Origin of the sequence: Halalkaliarchaeum desulfuricum, assembly GCF_002952775.1 — an archaeon.
Classification (GTDB): domain Archaea; phylum Halobacteriota; class Halobacteria; order Halobacteriales; family Haloferacaceae; genus Halalkaliarchaeum; species Halalkaliarchaeum desulfuricum.
Genome location: NZ_CP025066.1, coordinates 1,089,340 through 1,108,990, shown reverse-complemented (window position 1 = coordinate 1,108,990; position 19,651 = coordinate 1,089,340). Strand labels below are relative to the sequence as shown.

Genomic DNA, 19,651 nt, shown 5'->3' with positions numbered 1-19,651 from the left:
CCTCGGACGGCTCAGCCCTGTTCGACCGGGAACCGCTCGACACGCTCTGTGGTGACCTCGCCGGGCTCTATCGTCTCGCCGTCGACGGTGACCGGCTGCCCGGCGGACAGTTTCCCGAACGCGGGTCCTTCGGGGACGCCGAGTTCCACCGCGCGTTCCGGGTCGAATCCCTCCGTTCGGGCGACGACATCGCCGTCCTCGCGAGTGACCTCCTCGTACTGTCGGCGGAGCACCGCCGCGAGGGCGTCGACGAGCGCGTCCCTGTCGGAAGCGTCCGCGAACGCGGCACGGCCGGCCGCTCGGGTTCCGGCCTGTTCGGTCTCGAACGCGACGGCGTGCGTCTCGACTGCCTCCCGGGCGGCGTCGGCGTCGATTCCCTGTGCCTCCGCCAGCAGTTCGGCAGGTAGCGGCGCGGTTTCGAAGTTCCTCACCCCGTCCGTCGGCTGCACGGCACCGAACCGGAGTCCCTCCTCGACCGTCGCGAGTTCGTCCTCGAGCCGACCGACCATCGCGAGCGGGCGGTCCCCGACCTCGCGAAGCCAGGTTTCGGTCACGACCCGGTAGCCGAGCTGTTCGACGGTCTCGACCAACTGCGGCTTCGTTCCCTCGATCAGGGCGTGTTCGGCCCGGCTCGCTTCGAAGGCGTCCTCCAGTACCTCTTCGCTCGCGGCCGGCGCACCGAGCTCGTCGAGCTGCCAGTCGGATCCGACGTGGCCGACGGCCCAGTCGGTCTCCCTCACGATCCGTTCGAACCGCGGGGCGTAATGACCGCCGCCGAAGCCGACGAGCTGTCTTGGACGGCCGTCCGGACCGAGGAGATCGGGGGGTGTCGGCGTTCCCTGGTCGTCGACGAGTTCCAGTACCGACCGGGCGACCGCCGCGGCGCCGTCCGGGTCGTTCCACTCCGGCTCGCCGCTCCCCAGTTCGACGAACAGCGAGGGGAGGTCGATCGCAGTCGGCCCGTGGTGGGTGCATTCGATCCCGACGTCGTAGCCGTCGGGGGCGTGCTGGTCGAACGCCCGCACCAGCCGCTTTTGAATCGCCGGCGCGGTTCGGGCGAGATCGCCCTCCCTTCCGCCGAACTCCACGCCCCCGAAGTTGCCGGTGAAGTGGGCGGTCAGAAGGGGTCCCGTCTCGCCCGAGTGACGGGAGACGAACGCGATCGCCTCGGGCGATCGGCGGTCCGTCCCGAACGCGGGCGACGGGTCGGTCATGTCGATGTGCAGCTCGTCGAAGGTGCGCAGCTCGAATCCGGGACGGCGGTAGTAGACGCCCCCGCCGTCGGCGTCGCGGCGGGAATCGTCGGTTAGACGATCCCAGTCGACGAGCGACAGCAGCTGCTCGCCGATGTGTTCCGACGCGCGGTCGGCCCGGCTGACGACGATTCCGATCACGGGGGACACTGCGGGATCCGTCGTTGAATAGCCGTCGTTTGCCACGGACGACAGCGAACCCTCACGGCGAGCAGGCCAATCAATCGGTTTCTCAGGGCAACAGCAGCCAGATGAACGCCACGTAGCCGACGAGCAGGACGCCCCCGTCGAGTCGAGAGAGCCGCTCGCCGTGCCACATCATCGCCACGAGAACCAGCGTGAACGCCACCAGCGCGGGGAACTCGAACGTGAGGACCCCCGGCGAGATCTGGATCGGGGTAATAATCGCGAGAATTCCGATCACCGCGAGGATGTTGTAGATGTTCGACCCCACGACGTTGCCGATGCTGAATCCCGCCTCGTCGCGATACGCCGACACCAGTGACGCGGCGAGTTCCGGCAGCGACGTCCCGATCGCGAGAACGGTCAGTCCCACGAACAGGTCGCTAAAACCCATCGCCGTCAGGATCCCCCGCCCGCCGTCGATGAGCCACCGCGATCCGAGCACGAGGAGGACGAGCCCGAGTGCGACCAACGCCCAGTCACGGGTCGTCGGATCGGGCTGGTTCGGCAACGCGTTCGGGGAGAACGCCGCCCCTGCCTGGACTCGTTTGGCGATGTAGTAGGAGAATCCCCCGAGCACCCCGAGCAGAACGATCCCGTCCAGCCGACCGATCCGGCCGTTCGCGCCCAGTACGACGAGCAACAGCGCCGCGAGCACCATGAAGGGAACGTGCCGGCGCAGCACAGTCTCGGAGATCGGGAGCGGCCGGATCAGCGCCGCCAGGCCCAACACGAGCCCGATGTTGGCGATGTTCGAGCCGATCACCGCCCCCAGGCCGATGTCGGTCGTGGCGGTGATCGTCCCCACGACGGCGACGAACAGCTCCGGGGCGGTCGTCGCGAACGCGACGACGGTGACCCCGACGGTCGCCCGGCGGAGGCCGAACCCGAGCGCGACCGTCCCCGCGCCGGTGACGAGCAGATCGGCCCCCTTCCACAGGAGGAGGATCCCGGCCACGAGGAACAGTGTCTCGATCGACAGCAGGGCTCCGTATGACACGTGAGATGGCTATTTCGGGAAAACTCATAAGGCCGCCGATGTGTCGGCTCAGCGCTCGGGATCCAGCAGGAACGCGTCTGGACCGTGGTCGTCCTGCCAGGCGAACGCGAACAGCCGCCGGGCCGGTATCCGCCGCAACGGCGCCGCGTTCCTGGAGCCACCGTCACCGGTGTGTGCAGCCGGCGCGTCGACCGGCGCTCCGGTCGCCCCGTCATAGAGGATCCCGTCACACTGGGCTCCTTCGGCCCGGAACCCGCCGGGGACACGACGCCAGTCGCAGCCGGGGTCCTCGAAGGCGTGAATCCCGTCGTCGGTCGCGAAGACGACGACGTCGAGCTCGCCGGCACTCGCCGTGACGACGCCGTCCGCGCGTTCGACGACGGGAAGCGGGACTCCCAGGCTCTCTCCGTCGCGTTCGATACCAAGCACAACCGCCTTCGGATCGAGATCATCCCGGTTCCAGTCGCGCCCGCCGGTTCCCCGGTGGGCGGCGAGCCCGAACCCGTCGCGTTCGAAGTACGCCTCGTAGGGGGCGTCGTCGTAGTCGATCGCCGCGGGTTCGTCGTCGTCGCTGGCCGCCTCGGAGGCGCCGCCTGGCGGCTCCATGAAGAGTCCCTCGGGGAACTGTCTCCGGAACGCACTGACCGTCGTGGTCGCCGCCGGGAGAACGGTCAGATCGGTTCCCGCAAGCGGGCCGGTGATGGCGACGCCGAGCGACTGCTTCCACTCGCTTTCCGTCTCTCGGTCGTACATCACTAGGTCGTCGTCCGCGAGCTTTCCGGAGACGCCGAACTCGAGGACTCGCCCGTCGCCGACGCGGCGATCGTACACGACAGCACTGCCACACAGGGGACACCACGTCACCGCGATCGGGACCCCCGAGTCGAGTACGTCGTTGACGATCTCGTGGAAGTGGAGATATCGGACGGGGTACGCCCTGGCGTTCCCGTCGTTCCCGTCGCCGGCTCGGTGTTCGCTTCCATCGTCCGTCCGGCTTCCCGCCGACGGCTCGACGACGATCACCCTGTCGTCGTCCGACACCGCATCCGGCCGTTCGGAGGCGGGAGCGAACGTCGGCCCCTCGACGCTGGGGATCGCGTCCTTCGGGAGGACGTTCTTTACCTCCACGGCTACTCCCCCGCGTTCCCGCCGTCGTGGTCGGCCAGTACGAACCGGATCCGCTCCTCGTTGCTCCCTTTGGTCTCCCGACCGTCGACGACGATCTCGCCGATCTCGGCGGTGTTTTCCACGTGGGTTCCCGCACAGGCGGTCCGGTCGTACGGCGGCACCCGATCGGAGTCCCCGGGTGGTGCGTCGATTGCGCCGCCGCCGGCCCGTGCCCGCTCGCCGCCGACTTCGACGATCCGCAGCTCCTGGATCGAATCGGGCAGCAGATCGATCCGGGTACGGTCGGTGTCGAGCGTCTCTTCGGCCCGCTCGCGGTCCATCGTGTACCACCGCACGGGACGCCCCTCGTCGACGAGTTCGTTCAGTCGACGCTCGATCGACGTCAGATCCGCCTCGTCGAACCGGTCGTACGCGCAATCGAGGTGCGCGTGGTCGTGATACAGCTGGTTGCCCGTCGTCGGAGCGTCGAACGCCTCGAGCAACAGGGCGGACAGCAGATGCTGTGCGGTGTGGTACCGCATGTGGGCGTAGCGTCGATCCCAGTCGAGCTGTCCCGTGACGGCTGTTCCCTCTGTGGGGGTAGCTGAGTCAGTGCCGTCGGACGGTTCGAGGCGATGGTAGATCACGTCCTTCTTTTCGACGTCGACGACCCGCCAGCTGTCGCCGTCGGCTACGATCCGGCCGGTGTCGTTGGGCTGGCCACCGCCGGTCGGATAGAAGTGGGTGCCGTCGAGGACGATCCGATCGTCGAGCGCGCGCTCGACGGTCGCCTCGAACGTCCGGACGGTGGCGTCCTCCAGGTAGCGCTGGTCAGTCACGACTGGACGGACGGATTCGAGGTACATATGTGCTCTCTACAGAATTGTCAGTCACGCGAGGAGAACCGTCGATCACGCGAGGCGAGCCATCGCTCCGGCGAGCACGGCTGCTCCGGCCGCACAGTCGTCCCAGTCGGTCCACTCCAGGGGGCTGTGGGAGATTCCGTTTCGAGAGGGGACGAAAAGCAGCGCCGCGTCGGTCGCGCGGGCGACCATCATCGCGTCGTGGGCGGCCCCCGACGGAAGATCCAGCGTCCCGATTCCGGCTTCCGTTCCCGCCCGGTGGGCCGCCTCCCGCAACCGGTCGTTCATCGGCGTCGGCGAAACGTCGAGGGTGCGTTCGAGCGACGTCTCGACACCCCGTTCGCGCTCGACGCGCGCGAGACTCTCTTCCGCATCGGCGAGAACCCGCCGCATCGGCTCCGACTCGACGTCCCGGATATCGACGCCCAACCTCGCACGCCCCGGAACGACGTTCGTCGCGTTCGGCTCGACGTCGATCGAGCCGACGGTTCCAACTGCCGTCTCCGAATAGTCGTCCGCGAGCTCCCGTGCGCTTTTTTCGACGTCGAGGACGAATTCGGCGGCGGCCGAAAGCGCGTCGAGCCGCTCGCCCATCCCCGTCGCGCCGGCGTGATTCGCCTCGCCGACCAGCTCCGCAGTCGCGTGGGTGATCCCCGTGACCGTGGTGACCACGCCCACCGGCCCAGGTTCCGTTGCATCCGAGTCGATCGCTGCCCGCTCCAGTGTCGTGTCCTGTTCGACGTGGAGTTCGAGGAACGCGTGCCACTCGCCGGCGTCGAGGCGTCCCTCGCCGTCGTAGCCGATCTCCGCAAGCGCTTCGGCGAGCGTCGTCTCCTCGCCGGTCACCTCCCCGGCGTCGGAGCGGGAACGCGCCTCCGCTACGGACCGGTCCCCTGCCGCGACCGACGAGCCCAACAGCCCCTCGCCGAAGCGCTGTCCCTCCTCTTCGGTGAAGCTCACGACGCCGACGGGGCGATCCGGTTCGACGTCCCCCGCCTGCATCGCCCGGACTGCCTCCAGCGCGGCGTACACCCCGAGTGGACCGTCGAAGATCCCACCCTCCGGAACCGAGTCGAGGTGGCTTCCGGCCACGACCGGCGCGGCCTCGGGATCTGCAGACGGCGGGGTCCACGTTCCCAGCAGATTCCCCACCGCGTCGACGGTCACCTCGAGTCCGACGTCGGCAAATCGCTCACAGAGCCGATCGCGGGCCGCCCGGTTTGCGGGTGTCCCGGCGAGTACGGTACGCCCCCACTCTCTCGGGGGATCTCGCCCAGTCGAACCGAACTCGCCGTTTTCTTCGAGGTCCAGTCGGAGGCGCTCGGCGTCGACCTCCACGAACGGTGTCGCTGTCATACCCGTCGTTCGAGCCCCCGCGGACAAGGCCTTTGCCGTCGGCTGACTCCCTCGACACGACACCTTCCTCGGGACTACACACCAACCTTCCTCACCGCTTTACCCGTCCGCCGCGCGGCCGACGCGGGGCAATCCCTTTAAGTGGGGGGGTTCACACTTAAATCAAATGGCTCCACTGAATGATTTTCTGGAGGACCTGGTCGCCGGGATCGACGCCGCGTTGCTGTTTTCCCCCAGCGGTTCTCTCTACGAGTCGTTTCTGGAGGAAGACCCGGAGTACGAGGTCGTCGTCGTATCGGGAGAAAACACCGTCGACGCCGAGACGTTCCTGGTGTTGCCCCTCGAATTCGAGAACGTTCGCGACCGCATCCACTACGCGGTAGAGGGCGCGATGGAACAGGAGTTCCTCGAGGAGGGGGACGTGGTGGCGTGTGTGGCGAACGTCTTCGACTCCGATCCCGACGCCCTGCTTCGGGTGCGGGTCGAGGAGTCCGTCCGGTCGGGGGTGTACGATCTGTTCGTCAACAGCAGGGCGGAACCGAGCGTGATCCGAAACGTCTTCGAGGTCGCTATCGAACTGGGGAAGAAAGGGCAGAAGGGAAAGCCCGTGGGGGCGCTTTTCGTCGTCGGCGACGCCGGTAAAGTGATGAACAAGTCCCGGCCCCTGTCGTACAACCCGTTCGAGAAATCTCACGTCCACGTGGGTGATCCCATCGTCGACGTGATGCTAAAGGAGTTCTCGCGGCTCGATGGCGCCTTCGTCATCTCCGATTCGGGCAAGATCGTGAGCGCGTACCGATACCTCGAGCCCGCCGCCGAGGGTGTCGACATCCCCAAGGGTCTGGGCGCCCGCCACATGGCGGCGGGAGCGATCACCAGGGACACGAACGCCACTGCGATCGTGCTCTCGGAGTCGGACGGGTTGGTCAGGGCGTTCAAGGGTGGACGCCTCGTCATGGAGATCGATCCGGAGGACTACTGATGTCAGTCGGGCAGACTCCGCTCCAGTGGGAGATTGTCCGTGCCGTCCCGCCACAGCTGTGGATAGCCACGGCCGTGCTGTTGTTCGGGATCGTGCTCGCGTTCCTGGCCGGGCGGCTCAACCGGCGACTGCTCGAACGAGCCGGTGTCCCCGAGACGATAGAGGGAACCGCCTTCGAACGCACCGCCCGGGAGTTCGACACGTCGACGGTCGAAATCGTCGCGAAGCTCACCTTCTACTTCATTGCGGCCATCGCCCTGCTGGCCGCATTGACGGTCGCCGAGATTCAGTACGTCGACATCTTCTGGTCCGGGGTTGCACTGTTTCTCCCGCAGTTTTTCGTTGCGGTGTTCATTCTCCTCGTCGGGATCGTCGTCGGCGACAAGGTGGAACTGCTCATCGCCGAACGGCTCAAGGGGATCAAACTCCCCGAGATCAACGTCGTCCCGGTCGTCGCCAACTACTCGATCGTGTTCGTCGCGATCCTGCTCGCGCTCGCGCAGGTCGGTGTGGCCACACTGGTCCTCGTCGTTTTGATGGGGATGTACGCGTTCGCGCTGATCGTCTTCACCGCGATCGCGACCAAGGACCTGCTGGCCTCGGGCGCTGCCGGCGTGTACCTGCTGCTCGCCCAACCGTACAGCATCGGCGACGAGGTGAAGGTCGCCGGACAGCGCGGAATCGTTCAGGAGGTAAACCTGCTCGTCACTCACATCGAGACGGAGGGCGAAGAGCACATCGTCCCGAACCACTCCGTCTTCACGGACGGGATCGTTCGGATCCGGAACTGAACCTGTCGATCTGCGGTCACCCCTCGCGTCGTCCGTTTTTATCCTCGCCTGCGTCCGTGTGGCTCTCCTCAGAACTTTCCGAGACGATTTCCGCCGGGACTCCGGCGACGGTCACGTTCGGCGGGACGTCCTCGGTAACGAGGGAGTTTGCAGCCACCTGTGCCCCCTCACCGACCTCGACCCCCGGAAGGATGATCGCGCCCGCACCGATCATCGCCCGTTCGCCGACGACGACGTCCCCGAGACGGTACTCGTCCTGGAGGAACTCGTGACACAGGATCGTGGCGTCGTAGCCGATTATGGCGTGGTCTTCGACGGTGATGCGCTCGGGCCAGAACACGTCCGGCGTGGACTCGAGTCCCCACGAGACGCCGGTGCCGACCGTCACGCCGATCCGACGCAACAGCCAGTTTTTGAGTCGGAGGCTCGGGGCGATCCGCGCGAGCACGATCACGACGTAGTTTCGGACGACCGCGAGCGGAGACTTCGCCGACGGCCACGACCACAGGGAGTTTCGCGCTCCCGGCGTCGGATGGCGTTCCAGCCGGGACCGTCGCGTTCGATCGTCCGCGTTCGAACCCGTCACGGTATGGGGTTCGTGCCGCATAATTTAAAAAGGACCACCTCTGTGGACGATCGCTTACCCGCGCAACTGATCCATGTGATCGATCCGGCGCTGGACGAGATCCGGCTTTCCGACGTCGTGGCGCACCCGGAGCCCCTCGCCCGCAGCCGAGAGCCCCGCTTCGGCGCTCCGTTCGGCCTCGGCGATCGACTCTCCGAGCCCGACGACCGCGAACGACCGGGAGGTCGTGGTGTACAGGCCGTCTTCGCGCTCGTCGACGCTGGCATAAAACAGCAGGGCGTCGCCGACGGTCGACTCGTCGACCTCGATCCGGGCTCCCGCCGACGGATCGGTGGGATAGCCGTCGGGGACGGCGTACTTGCAGACGGTCGCCTCACCGGTCGTCGACAGTTCCGGCAGCGGCCTCCCGTCGCGGGCAGCCGTGAGAACCCCGAGAAACGGCGTCTCTAGCACCGGCAGGGTGTTCATCGCCTCCGGATCGCCGAACCGGGCGTTGAACTCCACTACTTTCGGCCCGTCGGCGGTGAGCATGAACTGGCCGTAGAGCACGCCCTTGTATTCGGGGAGCGCCTCGGCGACCTCCTCGAGGATCGACACCGCGTCGTCGTAGTCGTCCCGCGTCATGAACGGGAGTTCGGGTGTGGTGTCGCTGTAGCTCCCCATCCCGCCGGTGTTGGGCCCTTCGTCGCCTTCGTAGGCGCGCTTGTGGTCCTGGATCGCCGGCGTCACACGGACGTCACCGTTCGCGACGAACGCCTGGACGGTGAACTCCTCGCCGACGAGTCGCTCCTCGAGCACGACCCGATCGTACTCGGAGTCCCGGAGATACTGCTTCGCCTCGCCGCGAGTGACCTGATCCCCGATCACTTTCACGCCCTTTCCGCCGGTCAACCCTGCGGGCTTTACGGCGAGATCGTGATCGACCGCGTCGATGTACGCACAGGCGGCGTCCACGTCGTCGAACGTTTCGAACTCGGGGCAACCGGTGATCCCGTGTTCCCGCATGAAGCGCCGCTGGAACGCCTTGTCGGTCTCGATGCGGGCCGCTTCCGCCCCCGGACCGAACGTGTAGACCCCGGCGTCGTCGAGCGCGTTCGCCACCCCTGCCTCGAGGGCCGCCTCGGGACCGATCACCGCCAGGTCGGCGTCGACCTCTCCCGCGAACTCGACGATCGCGTCGGCGTCGGTCTCGGGGAGCGTCTCGAACTGTGAAGCGAGGCTCGCGATACCCGGGTTCCTGTTGCCCGCACACGCACACAGCGTACAGTCTTCGGCCAGCGCCCTGGCGATCGCGTGTTCCCGCCCGCCGCCCCCGACCAGGAGTACGGTCTCGGTCATACTGGAAATCGAACCACATGGAAGTGTAAATCTTTCCCTGAGTAGCCGGGAGCATATCCAAGATTGTGGATATAAAAGGTCCAGCCCGGGAGCCACGCTTCGGCGTTCCCGTTCGGCCGTGACGTTGCGAGCGACGACCCGAAGCGACCGTTCGACGAATCCAGGAGTGACGAATCTACTGCGAGATATATCAGATTCATTATCAATATGTCTCCTATACCATGTTACTCTTTACAGGGTGTTTCAGGCCGCGAAAGCCGATATCTTATCAATATGTGTGTTAACACTTCTCAATTCTTATCTAGTATCTGAAGATTTAAGATGCCGGGGATCGTATCTCGAAACGAAATATCATGTCCCTGCATCACGGAACGCCGCTCGCCGCCGAACGGCACGATCCCCCGCCCGGATGGCCGTCGCTGGTGAGCCTCCTCGCTGTGCCGGTGGTACTGCTCGCGCTCATGTGGGCGATGAACTATCCGCTGCTCGCGGTGAGTGTGCTGTCGATCGCCGTCGCCGTCGCCGTTCTCCTGCGACGGGGCGGACCGCGGCTCCTCCGGCGGCTTTACGACCGAACACGCCGGCTCACGATCCCCGGCGTCGGAACCGTCGAGTACCGGATCACGTCGCCTTGAGACGCTAGTCGGGTCTAGTAGTGCCAGGGGTATTCCCTGAAGTTCGGTTCCCGCTTTTCTAAAAACGCGTCCCGCCCTTCCCGAGCCTCGTCGGTCATGTACGCGAGACGAGTCGCCTCCCCGGCGAACACCTGCTGTCCGACCATCCCGTCGTCCGCGAGGTTGAACGCGTACTTGAGCATCCGCATTGCGGTCGGGGACTTCTTCGTCATCTCGTCGGCCCACTCCAGCGCTACCGACTCCAGTTCCTCGTGGGGGACTGCCTCGTTGACCATCCCCATCTCTGCTGCCTCCGCTGCCGAGTAGGTCTTCCCGCGGAAGAACACCTCACGCGCTTTCTTCTGGCCGATCTGTCTGGCGAGATACGCCGAGCCGAAGCCGCCGTCGAAGGAGGCGACGTCCGGATCCGTCTGGAGGAACTTCGCGTGTTCTTCGCTGGCGAGCGTGAGGTCACACACCACGTGCAGCGAGTGGCCGCCGCCGACGGCCCAGCCGGGAACGACCGCGACGACGGGTTTGGGCATGAACCGAATCAGCCGCTGTACTTCCAGCACGTGTAAGCGACCGGCTTTCGCCTCCCGGACCAGCGGATCGTCCGCCTCGTCGGCCTCGTCGTCGTCGCGGTACTCGTACCCGGAGCCGCCCCGGACCGACTGGTCTCCGCCGGCGGAAAAGGCCCACCCGCCGTCCTTCGGGGACGGGCCGTTCCCCGTCAGGAGGACGCAGCCGACGTCCGCCTGCTTCCTGGCGTGATCGAGTGCGGCGTACAGTTCGTCGACGGTTCCAGGTCGGAACGCGTTGCGCACTTCCGGCCGGTCGAACGCGATCCGGACGGCGGGAACGTCCCTTGCCCGGTGGTACGTAACGTCTTCGAACTCCTCGGTGATGGGCTCGTACCGATCCGGATCGAAAATCTTCGAAACCATATCGGATCGACGGCCGAGACCCGTATAAAAGCGTTCGACTCCCGGACATTCACGGTTCGGGAACGTGAGGGGTGGACATGGACACGCTCATCGAGAACGCACTACTCGTGACGATGGACCCGGAGTCGCGGGGTGCAACCGGCGAACTCGGAATCGTCGAGGACGGGGCAGTTGGAATCGCGGACGGACAAATCGAGTACGTCGGCCCGGCGGCAGACGTCGACGAGGCGATCGCTCGTCCCCGGGCGGGAGCCGTTGTCGACGCCGAGGGAGATCTCGCGTGCCCGGGACTCGTGAACGCACACGCACACACCCGACACACGATCGTCCGGGGGGCGGCACAGGATCTCCCCGAGATCGAGTGGATGAACCGCGGGCTCGGGCCGATCAGTGCTCACGCGACCCGCGAAGACGGCGTCATCGGCGCGAAACTGGGCGTTCTCGAGGCTCTCGCGTCGGGAACGACGACCGTCTGTGAGTACGCGAGGCGTGTCGGGGAACTCGTGGAGGAAGTGTACGAGCCGTTTTCGGTGCGGTGTGTGGCCACCGAGACGATCAACGAGGTTCCCGACGACCGTGCGGATCTGGGGCCCGAGGAGCTGTACCCGTTCGACAGGGGGAACGGCGAAGCCGGGCTCGAACGCGCGGAGGCGCTGTTCGACGAGTACGAAGACGAGACGGCGTCCCTCGTCGAGCCGGCGTACGGTCCACAGGCGCTGGACATGGTTTCTCTCCGGTTGCTCGAGGAGATCGAGCGTCGAGCGGACGAACACGGCCGTCGGATTCACATACACGTCGCCCAGGGGGAGCGGGAGGCGATCCAGATCCGGGAGCGGTACGGCGAGGACGGCCCGAACCCGATCCCGGGCGCCGGCGAGGAACCCACCACGGTGTCGGTCCTCGACGCGGCGGATCTGCTCTCCGACCGGCTGATCGCCGCCCATCTCCACGGCGCGACCCCTGACGAACGCGCCCGTCTCGCCGACGCCGGCGTTTCGATGGTGGGGTGTCCCTCGTCGATCGCTGCCATCGACGGTATCGTTCCCCCGATCGTCGAGTACCGGGAGCACGGTGGGACCGTCGGGATCGGGACCGATCAGGCACCCGGACCGGGGGGTCACAACGCGGTCCGCGAGCTCCGGACGGCCGCGCTGCTGTCGAAAACCGATCGCGGCGACCCGACCGCGATGCCCGCATGGGAAACCCTCGAGGTTGCGACTGTCGGCGGGGCGCGGGCGCTGGGAATCGACGACGTTGTCGGCACGTTGACGGAGGGAAAGCGCGCAGACGTCGCCGTGTTCGACTTCGAAAGCCCCTGGACTGCCCCGACCGTCGACGAGCCGTTCCACACCGCGATCCCGAACCTCGTGTACGGCGGCACCGGGGTCGAGGCGACCGACGTTTTCGTCGACGGGCGACGCCTCCTCCGTGACGGCGAGGTTGCGATCGAGGGATTCGACGCCGGCGAACTGATCGCCGAGGCGAACCGCCGGGCGGAACGAATCTTCTCGAACGCCGAGGAGGACTGGCGGGACGCCGGCTCCAAACTGGTCACGGACGTCGATGCCGGACGGTTGTAGTTCTGTTGCGGCCAGAACGGCTCAAACGGCCGGAATCCGAATTCGACTCAAACGATCCGAATCGACGTCGACGCCTCCGGCCGCTCCCCGTTCGTGGCCGTGGCCAGAAACGCAGTGATCACGTGATCCCCCTTCGAGGCGGGTCGGGAGACGTCCATCCCGTTCTCGTCGGTCCGTCGGAAGTGGCCGTTCCACTCGACGGAGAACCGTTTCCGTTCCCCCGCACGGAACTGGAACGTCGACGGGGTGTCGGAGGCGTACCGTTGCTCGTCGGTCGCTTCGAGAATCCCGTCGACCTCCCATCCCCATCTGCGCTGTTTGGGCGTCGGCACCCGGACGGGCACGGGAAGCCGGTTTTTGAACTCCACCGTGATCGTCACCGTCTCGCCGACCTCGTAGGCCTTCTTGTCCGTCGAGACGTCGACGTCGACTGCCCGGCGGGCGAGTGCGTTCGGCACGAACTTCGCCACCGCGTCGCTCATGTAGTTTTTGGTCTCGTCGAACCCGAGTCGATCGTCGTCGGTTCCGTCGTATCGTTTCCGTACCATCTTTGTCTCCGGTCGATCGGGTCAGTATCTCCGGTCGATCAGGTCAGCAGTTGAGGCCCAAACAGCATCACGAGCAGTGCGAGCAGCATCGTGAGCCCGATGCTGGTGGTTATCGCCCGAGTGAGTTGTGGCTTCGATTCGATCGGTAGTCTGGAGACTACGGCCTCAGTTGACGCGCGGAGGATGTGGCCGCCGTCGAGGGGGAACGCGGGGATACAGTTGAAGAACGCGAGGTTGAGGTTGATCCAGCCGGTCCAGAAGATCACGTTCACCAGCAGGAACGCGACCGGCTCGCCGGCGACGCCGAGGATTCCCGAAACCTCATAGAAGTTCGCGTTCGCCGAGACGAAGCCGGCGAAGTTGAAATCCACTCCGGCGCCAAAGAGGCTAAACAGCGGCAACACGAGCAGGAAGAAGGCGCCGAGGAACGGCGAGTCGACGAACCCACCCGTGAGCACGGAGAGGAAGGTGTCTGCCGGATACGACCTCACGCCGACGCTGTCGACGGCGACGCCGCTGAACCCGCGGGCGCTGGAGACGCCGAGGAACGCGCCGCCGCGGTCGGGGTTCTCGCCGAGAGTGACGGTGAACGTCTCCTCGTCCGATTCGTCCCACGAACCCTCCTCGTCCGGGACGTACGTTTCGACTTCGACGGTGTCGCCGGGGTCGTACGGCTCCAGCGCCCGGTTCACGTCGCGGTGATCGTACACCCGCGCGTCGCCGATTTCGGCGACCACGAACCGTCTGTCGGTCGGTGCGTCGGCGGCGGCGAGGGGACCGTCGTCGGTGGCGGCCACGAGCGCGCCGACCGGTCCGGTTGCGGTCTCGCCGTCGTCAGTCTCGAACGTCGCGACGTGGTCGTCGCCGATCGCGTTCCTGAGTTCGGCTTCCGTCCGGACGTCGGTTCCGTCGACGGCGGTCACGGTGTCATTGATAGACAGGCCGGCCCGCTCCCCTCGAGCGGCGAACGGCGAGTCGGCAACCAGCGTCGTCACGAGCAGCGACCGCTCTACGCTCGTTTCGATCCGTTCGTCGCCGTCGGCGAGGGTCACGGTGATCGTCCGGTCTTCGATGTCGTCAAGCGCAGCATACAGGTCGGCGTTCGAGTCGACATCGACACCTTCGACGGCGACGATCCGGTCACCCGTCTCGATACCCGCGTTGTCGGCTGCAGAGCCCGGATATACGCCGCCGACCGCCGCGCCCGGCGAGACCGCGATCGCGCCGGCGACCGGGCCGAACAGCAGCCCGAACGCGAGTATCGTGACGATGATGTTGTTCGTCACGCCGGCGGCGAACATCCGCGAGCGGGCCCCCCGGGAGGCCGCCTGAGCGCTCTCCTCGTCCGGTTGAACGAACGCACCGAGCGGAATGAACGCCAGCAACACCACGCCCATCGACTCGATGTCGATGTCCTCGACGCGGCACAGCAGTCCGTGACCCCCCTCGTGGACGACGAGCCCGACGAGCAGGCCGATGACGATCTCCGGCGCCACCTCCAGGGGGAGGAACTCGTTGACTCCGGGGATCACGAGCACGTTCTGGGGTCCACCGGCGATCGCGCTGTCGGGCGGCGACTCGAGAATCATGAACGCCTGTCCGACGAGCATCAGGAACGCGCCTGCCATTGCGACCAGCGCCAGCCCCAGTCCGACGTTCGAGACTGCCCGCCAGAACCGCTTCGGGCGGGAGAGACGCGTGAGAAACTCCCGTCCGCGTTTCGTGTGGACCGTCATGAGCGGTCCGCTGACGCGGACGGAGTCCGGCAGATACCCGCGGTTCCGCAGCGCCATCGCGGCGAACGTGTACGCGAGGATCCCCGCCAGGACCCAAAGCAGCGTATTCATCGTGGGTACCTGAGGCTTCAGCGGGCAAAGGAGTTCGGATTCGGCGGACGCAACGTTGCGTGACCACGGTCGGGTAACGCATCGCGGGAGCAAGCATCAAGCATCACAAGGGAACAACCATCAACGTACAAATACCCGCCCGTTCAATCCTCCCATATGTACACGCCGGGCGAACTCGTCGTCGAACTCGTCACCGACCTCTGGGAGATGATCGTCATCATCGGGACGGAGGTCGCACTGGCAGATCCGCTCAGCGCCGTCGCAGTCGCGGGCGGTGCGGCGTTCATCACGATCGCCGTCGTCGTCTTTCTCTATTCGGCCATCGGCGCGGTTCTGGCGGAGGTCGGGATCACGCTGCCACGCATCGGCGACGGCCAGTCGTCGTAGGCAAGCGTCGACGGCCAGAATCGATGGCCAGCACCGACGGTCAACACCAGCGGCCAGTCGCACAGCCAGTCAAACCCGACGAATCCGAAAGTACCGTATCCTGCGGACGCCAAAGCCGGGTATGTATCACGCCGTCGCGACGTATCTCAGAAACCGCGGGGAAATCCTGCTGGTCCGTCGGTCCTCGGCAGTCGACGTCTATCCGAACTGCTGGGCGGGACTGACCGACTATCTCGGGGCGGACCCCGAGGATCCACTTGCCGAGGCCGAGCGTCGGGTTCGCGAGACCGTCGGCCTCGACGGGACGGATCTCGTTCGGTCTGGGGCGCCGATCACGGTTCCGGACGGGGACCGCACCTGGCTCGTCCACCCGTTCCTGTTCGATGTCGCGGATCGGCAGGTTCACCCGGATGAAACCGTCGCGAATGCCGAATGGGCTCACGCAACGGCGATACGCGACCGCGAAACCGTCCCGATGCTGTGGGAGACCTACTGCCGGATCGCCCCGACCGTCGAGACGATCCGGACTGACGAGGTTCACGGCGCGTCGTGGCTCTCGATTCGCGCGCTCGAAGTGCTCCGTGACGGGGCCGGGACGGCCGACGAGTGGGAAACGATCGCTGAACTCGCGGGAGAACTCGTCGACGCCCGTCCGGGGATGGTTGCGATCGGAAACCGGGTGAACCGGGTGATGGAAGCCGTTGTCGCCGAAGGGGACCTCCAGGAAGCCGTGCCGTCACTGGATCTCGTTCACGACCGGACGGTCGCGGCGATCGAACGGGCGGTCGAGGCGGACGGCACCGCGTCCCGATCCGTCGCCGACCTGCTCGAACCCGGAGGACGGTTCCGAAAACGTGGCGGACCGATCGTCACCCTCTCCCGCTCTGAAACGGTACTCGCCGCGCTTCGCGAACTGCGTTCACGGGCGAGACCGATCGGTGATCCGGACGGGGCGGCGGCCCTCCGGGTGATTGTCGGCGAGTCGCGTCCCGATCGGGAGGGTGTTGGCGTGGCCGAGACATTGTCCGACTCCGACATCGAGGTCACGCTCGCGGCGGATTCGGCGCTCCCCTGGCTCCTCGAACGCGACGACGCCGCCTGCGTACTCGTCGGGGCCGACACGATCGATCCCAGCGGGGGCGTGTACAACAAGGCCGGAACCTACGGGCTCGCACTTGCCGCCGACCGGGCGGGCGTTCCGATGGTCGTCGTTGCGTCGACTCCGAAGATCGCCCCGACGGCCGGATTCGAGCAGGAATGGTCGGATCCTGCGGCAGTGTATGGCGGGTCGGGGATCGACGTCACGACGCCCCGATTCGATCGGACGCCGCCGGGGCTGGTGACGGCGATCGTCACCGAACACGGGACGCTGTCGACGGCGGACGTCCGGTCGTTTGCAGCCAAACACCGGGAGAACGCGGCGTGGAACCGGCGCTTTGACGGGGCGGGCGACTGTTGAGAGACGCCCCTGCGCCGAGTGACTTTTGAGGCGGCGCGTCCTACTCGCATCTGGTGGCGATGACGACGGTTACCCCCACTGAGCCCCTTGTGATGATGGGTTCTACCGAGCCACTCTACTGATTTCTGTCGACGACCTGTATCCGCGATCACTACTCCGTCGAACGCCGTCGCTCTCTCTGCTGGGATCGGTCGCTCGGGGACGGGGGGGTGTCCCTCTCGTACTGACTGTTGTAGGCCGTTACCGGACGATCGGCGGGCCGAGCGGCCGATCGACCGGTAAATCACTACGCCAGCCAGTATCAGTGTCCCGCAACCAGCGCGAGCACGTGAAGCGCGAGCAGTGCGAGTCCGAGGGAGGGGGTTAGCGGGCCGATTCCGCCGGCGAACAGCACGGGGACGTACACCGCGGGCAGGGCGACGGCGGCGACGAACGCGATCGTCCGCAGGAGATCGCGGAGGCGATCGCCGCCGAAGCTCCCGGACCACGGCTTCGATCGGGCGACTGAGCCGCTCATATATCACGGCACGATCTGCGACTCTAATAACGTACTGTAGACACAAACGCACGCTTGAGTTACCCCTCGAGGGAGCTTCCAACCTCTCCCTCGAACACCTGGATTCGCCTGCAGTCGGAGGACATTTTTGTCTCCCGTCCCTGGCTTCGAGGGATGAACCGCTACGGCCCGCTGTGGGACCCGACCGTCAACGGATCGTTGCGGGAAGCGGTGGAGCCGCTCGTTCCGGTCCTGGAGGTGCTCACCCATCTGGGCGACGGCGCGTTCCTGATGGTCCTCGGCGTGTTGCTCTACTGGTTCGGTGCCAGGGAGACGCGTCAGGAACGGGCTTTCGTCATCGCCGTGGGAATCGCGGTGTTTGCGCTCTCGGTCGGCCTGAAGGGAATCGTCCAGCTTCCCCGGCCGGAACTGGCGTTTACCCCGGCCGGCTATCCGGGCTACTCGTTCCCGAGTGCCCACGCGATGGGCAGTGCGGGGTTTTACGGCGCGCTGGCGGCGAGTATGACCCGCGGTCGTCCGGTGTGGCGGTATCTCGCCGCGGGCGTCCTCGTGGCCGTGGTCGCCGTCTCGCGGGTCGTGATGGGCGTCCACTACGTCGGTGACGTTCTCGTGGGCGTTCTGCTCGGGTTCGGCATCGTCGCGTTCGGTATCTACTATCGGGATCAGTGGACGTTCGACCCGGGGCCGCTGTTCGTCGCCGCGACGGCGATCGCGCTTTTCGCCGGGCTCCTCGGTTCGCGCGTGTTTCTCACCTTCTCGCTGGGTGCGGCACTCGGCGGCGCGATTGGGTGGTATCTCGTCGCCGACCGTCCGACTACCTCCGTTGGCGCGGCCGTGTTGGTTCTGGGTGCGGCAGGTCTCGTCGGCATCCTGGTGTTGCGCGTCGCGACGGTGTGGCTGGGGATCACGGCGCTGGTGAACACCCATTCGATCTCGGCGCTCGTCGCCGAAGTGATCGCCTACGCCGTGCTCACCGTCTTCGTGTTGGTCGTCCCCTGGCTTGCGGTTCGGATTGAGACACACCCGGTGGTGGTATCACTCCAGTCGACGCTCCCGTTCCGCGGCCGCGTCGTCGACCCCGAACTGCAGGCGGATGGTGGCGAACCGAACGACTGACTGTTCGGTCGACGACAGACCGTTCGGATCACTCCGTGCCTGCTGATGTCGGATCCCGGAGCGTCATCGCCATCGCGGTCGTTCCGCCCACGAGGATCGTAAACCAGTAAGTCGACAGCCGCCACAGCAGCGCGGTCGCGGTCGCGGTCGCGAATCCGACGGGCCACAGCAGATACAGCGCAGTCGCCATCGACGCCTCGACGCCGCCGACGCCGCCCGGGGTCGGGACGAGGAAGCCGACCTTGCTCACGGCGACGGCCAAAAACGCGATTCCGAGCGGTATTTCGGTCCCGACTGCGTGTGCGGTCGCGAACAGCGCGACGGCGAGCCCGGTCCAGCCGAGATGGGCAAAAACGATAGCACCCAGAACTCCCCGGCGATCCCGCCCCACCAGATCCAGCGTCGTGTAAAACCCCTCGAACCGCCGTTCGACGTTTTCCCGCCGGAGGAACCCGACGTTCCGGCCGGTCAGACGACGGACGAGCGCTCGTATTCGGGCAGTAACCCCGGCCATCCCCCGAACCACGAGTGTCCGACGTTGCCAGCCGATCCAGAGTACGGTCGCCACGAGCGCGACGAGCGCGACGACCGGGAGTGCGTGGGCCCCGAGGTCGATCGGCAGCGGATGGGTAAACAAAACGTAGCCGACGCCGACACCGCCCAGCGTGTAGTAGGGAACGTAGTTGAGGAAGTCAGCGCTCACGATCGCTGCCAGCCCCTCCTCGTAGGCGGCGTCGAAGTAGCGGCTGATCACCGCGGCGATCCCGACGCCGGAGGTGACCTGCCCGTAGGGAACGGCGTACTTCGCGAACATCGCGGTGAGGAAGACACCAGCGACGAGCCAGTAGGGTCTGGCCTCGTCCACGATCGATAGTACCCGATGCCAGACGAGGCTTCGAAAGAACAGACAGCCGATCATCGCGAGGAATGCAGTTGCGTACACCGACGGTGTCGTCCGGGAAATCGCGGAAAGTACCTCGTTCCATCCGATCGCGTACACGAACAGTCCGAGCAACCCGATCGCGATGGCGAACGCCACGAGGGCCCGTCCTTTCATCCTGGTTCGGTCGGTTACCTTCCTCGCCTATAAAAACACGCTCTTAGGGCCCCCGGATTCTCGTGATGCCGGTGCGATTCAGGGGTGCGGTTGACATCGCGGTCACCCCTCCGGGGTGAT

19 protein-coding genes are annotated in these 19,651 nt (G+C 66.2%); 7 read left to right on the top strand and 12 right to left on the bottom strand.

The genetic code is table 11. The features are described from left to right. Positions 1-11: 11 nt before the first annotated feature. From AArcSl_RS05495 to AArcSl_RS05475, 5 genes are all read right to left on the bottom strand, one after another. Positions 12-1,394, bottom strand: a complete 1,383-nt coding sequence (locus tag AArcSl_RS05495) for a D-aminoacyl-tRNA deacylase (protein ID WP_119816145.1) — start codon at positions 1,392-1,394, stop codon at positions 12-14. 91 nt (positions 1,395-1,485) lie between these two features. Then, on the bottom strand, positions 1,486-2,436 hold the full coding sequence (locus AArcSl_RS05490; RefSeq protein WP_119816142.1) for a calcium/sodium antiporter: 951 nt from the start codon (positions 2,434-2,436) through the stop codon (positions 1,486-1,488). A gap of 48 nt (positions 2,437-2,484) precedes the next feature. Beyond that, positions 2,485-3,564 (bottom strand): DUF3179 domain-containing protein, encoded by a 1,080-nt coding sequence (locus AArcSl_RS05485; protein WP_119816139.1) that lies wholly within the window; start codon positions 3,562-3,564, stop codon positions 2,485-2,487. A gap of 2 nt (positions 3,565-3,566) precedes the next feature. Beyond that, entirely contained in the window at positions 3,567-4,382 is an 816-nt protein-coding gene (locus AArcSl_RS05480; RefSeq protein ID WP_119821742.1) for an alanyl-tRNA editing protein, read from the bottom strand. Between the two features lie 72 nt (positions 4,383-4,454). Then, positions 4,455-5,762, bottom strand: a complete 1,308-nt coding sequence (locus AArcSl_RS05475; protein WP_119816136.1) for a Zn-dependent hydrolase — start codon at positions 5,760-5,762, stop codon at positions 4,455-4,457. 166 nt (positions 5,763-5,928) lie between these two features. Between AArcSl_RS05475 and dacZ the strand changes: the two genes are divergently transcribed. Further along, entirely contained in the window at positions 5,929-6,744 is an 816-nt protein-coding gene (dacZ, locus tag AArcSl_RS05470; protein WP_119816133.1) for a diadenylate cyclase DacZ, read from the top strand. Next, the gene (locus tag AArcSl_RS05465; protein WP_119816130.1) at positions 6,744-7,535 is read left to right on the top strand and encodes a mechanosensitive ion channel domain-containing protein; all 792 of its coding nucleotides are present in this window, start codon (positions 6,744-6,746) and stop codon (positions 7,533-7,535) included. The genes dacZ and AArcSl_RS05465 overlap by 1 nt, the downstream gene beginning before the upstream one ends. 16 nt (positions 7,536-7,551) lie before the next feature. Here AArcSl_RS05465 and AArcSl_RS05460 read toward each other — a convergent pair whose 3' ends face one another. Together AArcSl_RS05460 and purD are read right to left on the bottom strand one after the other, a co-directional pair. Beyond that, positions 7,552-8,121: an acyltransferase gene (locus tag AArcSl_RS05460; protein ID WP_245883370.1), complete on the bottom strand. Its 570-nt coding sequence runs from the start codon at positions 8,119-8,121 to the stop codon at positions 7,552-7,554. Positions 8,122-8,175: 54 nt separating this feature from the next. Then, complete coding sequence (purD, locus tag AArcSl_RS05455) at positions 8,176-9,459, bottom strand: phosphoribosylamine--glycine ligase (protein ID WP_119816124.1); 1,284 nt, start codon at positions 9,457-9,459, stop codon at positions 8,176-8,178. A 353-nt stretch (positions 9,460-9,812) separates the two neighbouring features. On the opposite strand from purD, the gene AArcSl_RS05450 reads away from it, so the two are divergent. Beyond that, positions 9,813-10,094, top strand: coding sequence for a hypothetical protein (locus AArcSl_RS05450; RefSeq protein WP_119816121.1), 282 nt, complete (start codon positions 9,813-9,815; stop codon positions 10,092-10,094). A gap of 14 nt (positions 10,095-10,108) precedes the next feature. Here AArcSl_RS05450 and AArcSl_RS05445 read toward each other — a convergent pair whose 3' ends face one another. Then, complete coding sequence (locus AArcSl_RS05445; protein ID WP_119816118.1) at positions 10,109-11,020, bottom strand: 1,4-dihydroxy-2-naphthoyl-CoA synthase; 912 nt, start codon at positions 11,018-11,020, stop codon at positions 10,109-10,111. Between the two features lie 77 nt (positions 11,021-11,097). Between AArcSl_RS05445 and AArcSl_RS05440 the strand changes: the two genes are divergently transcribed. Next, positions 11,098-12,600: an amidohydrolase family protein gene (locus AArcSl_RS05440; protein WP_119816115.1), complete on the top strand. Its 1,503-nt coding sequence runs from the start codon at positions 11,098-11,100 to the stop codon at positions 12,598-12,600. A 47-nt stretch (positions 12,601-12,647) separates the two neighbouring features. Here the strand turns inward: AArcSl_RS05440 and AArcSl_RS05435 are convergent, their stop codons facing one another. After that, positions 12,648-13,148: a hypothetical protein gene (locus AArcSl_RS05435; RefSeq protein WP_119816112.1), complete on the bottom strand. Its 501-nt coding sequence runs from the start codon at positions 13,146-13,148 to the stop codon at positions 12,648-12,650. Between the two features lie 38 nt (positions 13,149-13,186). Next, the gene (locus tag AArcSl_RS05430) at positions 13,187-14,995 is read right to left on the bottom strand and encodes a site-2 protease family protein (RefSeq protein WP_119816109.1); all 1,809 of its coding nucleotides are present in this window, start codon (positions 14,993-14,995) and stop codon (positions 13,187-13,189) included. 156 nt (positions 14,996-15,151) lie between these two features. On the opposite strand from AArcSl_RS05430, the gene AArcSl_RS05425 reads away from it, so the two are divergent. Further along, positions 15,152-15,382, top strand: coding sequence for a hypothetical protein (locus AArcSl_RS05425; RefSeq protein ID WP_119816106.1), 231 nt, complete (start codon positions 15,152-15,154; stop codon positions 15,380-15,382). Positions 15,383-15,503: 121 nt separating this feature from the next. Further along, a complete protein-coding gene (locus AArcSl_RS05420; protein ID WP_119816103.1) occupies positions 15,504-16,841 on the top strand; it encodes an NUDIX domain-containing protein in 1,338 nt (445 codons plus the stop codon). A gap of 301 nt (positions 16,842-17,142) precedes the next feature. Here the strand turns inward: AArcSl_RS05420 and AArcSl_RS17025 are convergent, their stop codons facing one another. Then, positions 17,143-17,358: a hypothetical protein gene (locus tag AArcSl_RS17025; protein WP_119816100.1), complete on the bottom strand. Its 216-nt coding sequence runs from the start codon at positions 17,356-17,358 to the stop codon at positions 17,143-17,145. A gap of 153 nt (positions 17,359-17,511) precedes the next feature. Here AArcSl_RS17025 and AArcSl_RS05410 point away from each other — a divergent pair, with 153 nt between their 5' ends. Beyond that, positions 17,512-18,474, top strand: coding sequence for a phosphatase PAP2 family protein (locus AArcSl_RS05410; RefSeq protein ID WP_217563502.1), 963 nt, complete (start codon positions 17,512-17,514; stop codon positions 18,472-18,474). A gap of 28 nt (positions 18,475-18,502) precedes the next feature. On the opposite strand, the gene AArcSl_RS05405 is transcribed toward AArcSl_RS05410, so the two are convergent. Next, positions 18,503-19,531, bottom strand: a complete 1,029-nt coding sequence (locus tag AArcSl_RS05405) for a lysylphosphatidylglycerol synthase transmembrane domain-containing protein (protein WP_119816098.1) — start codon at positions 19,529-19,531, stop codon at positions 18,503-18,505. Positions 19,532-19,651 lie beyond the last annotated feature (120 nt).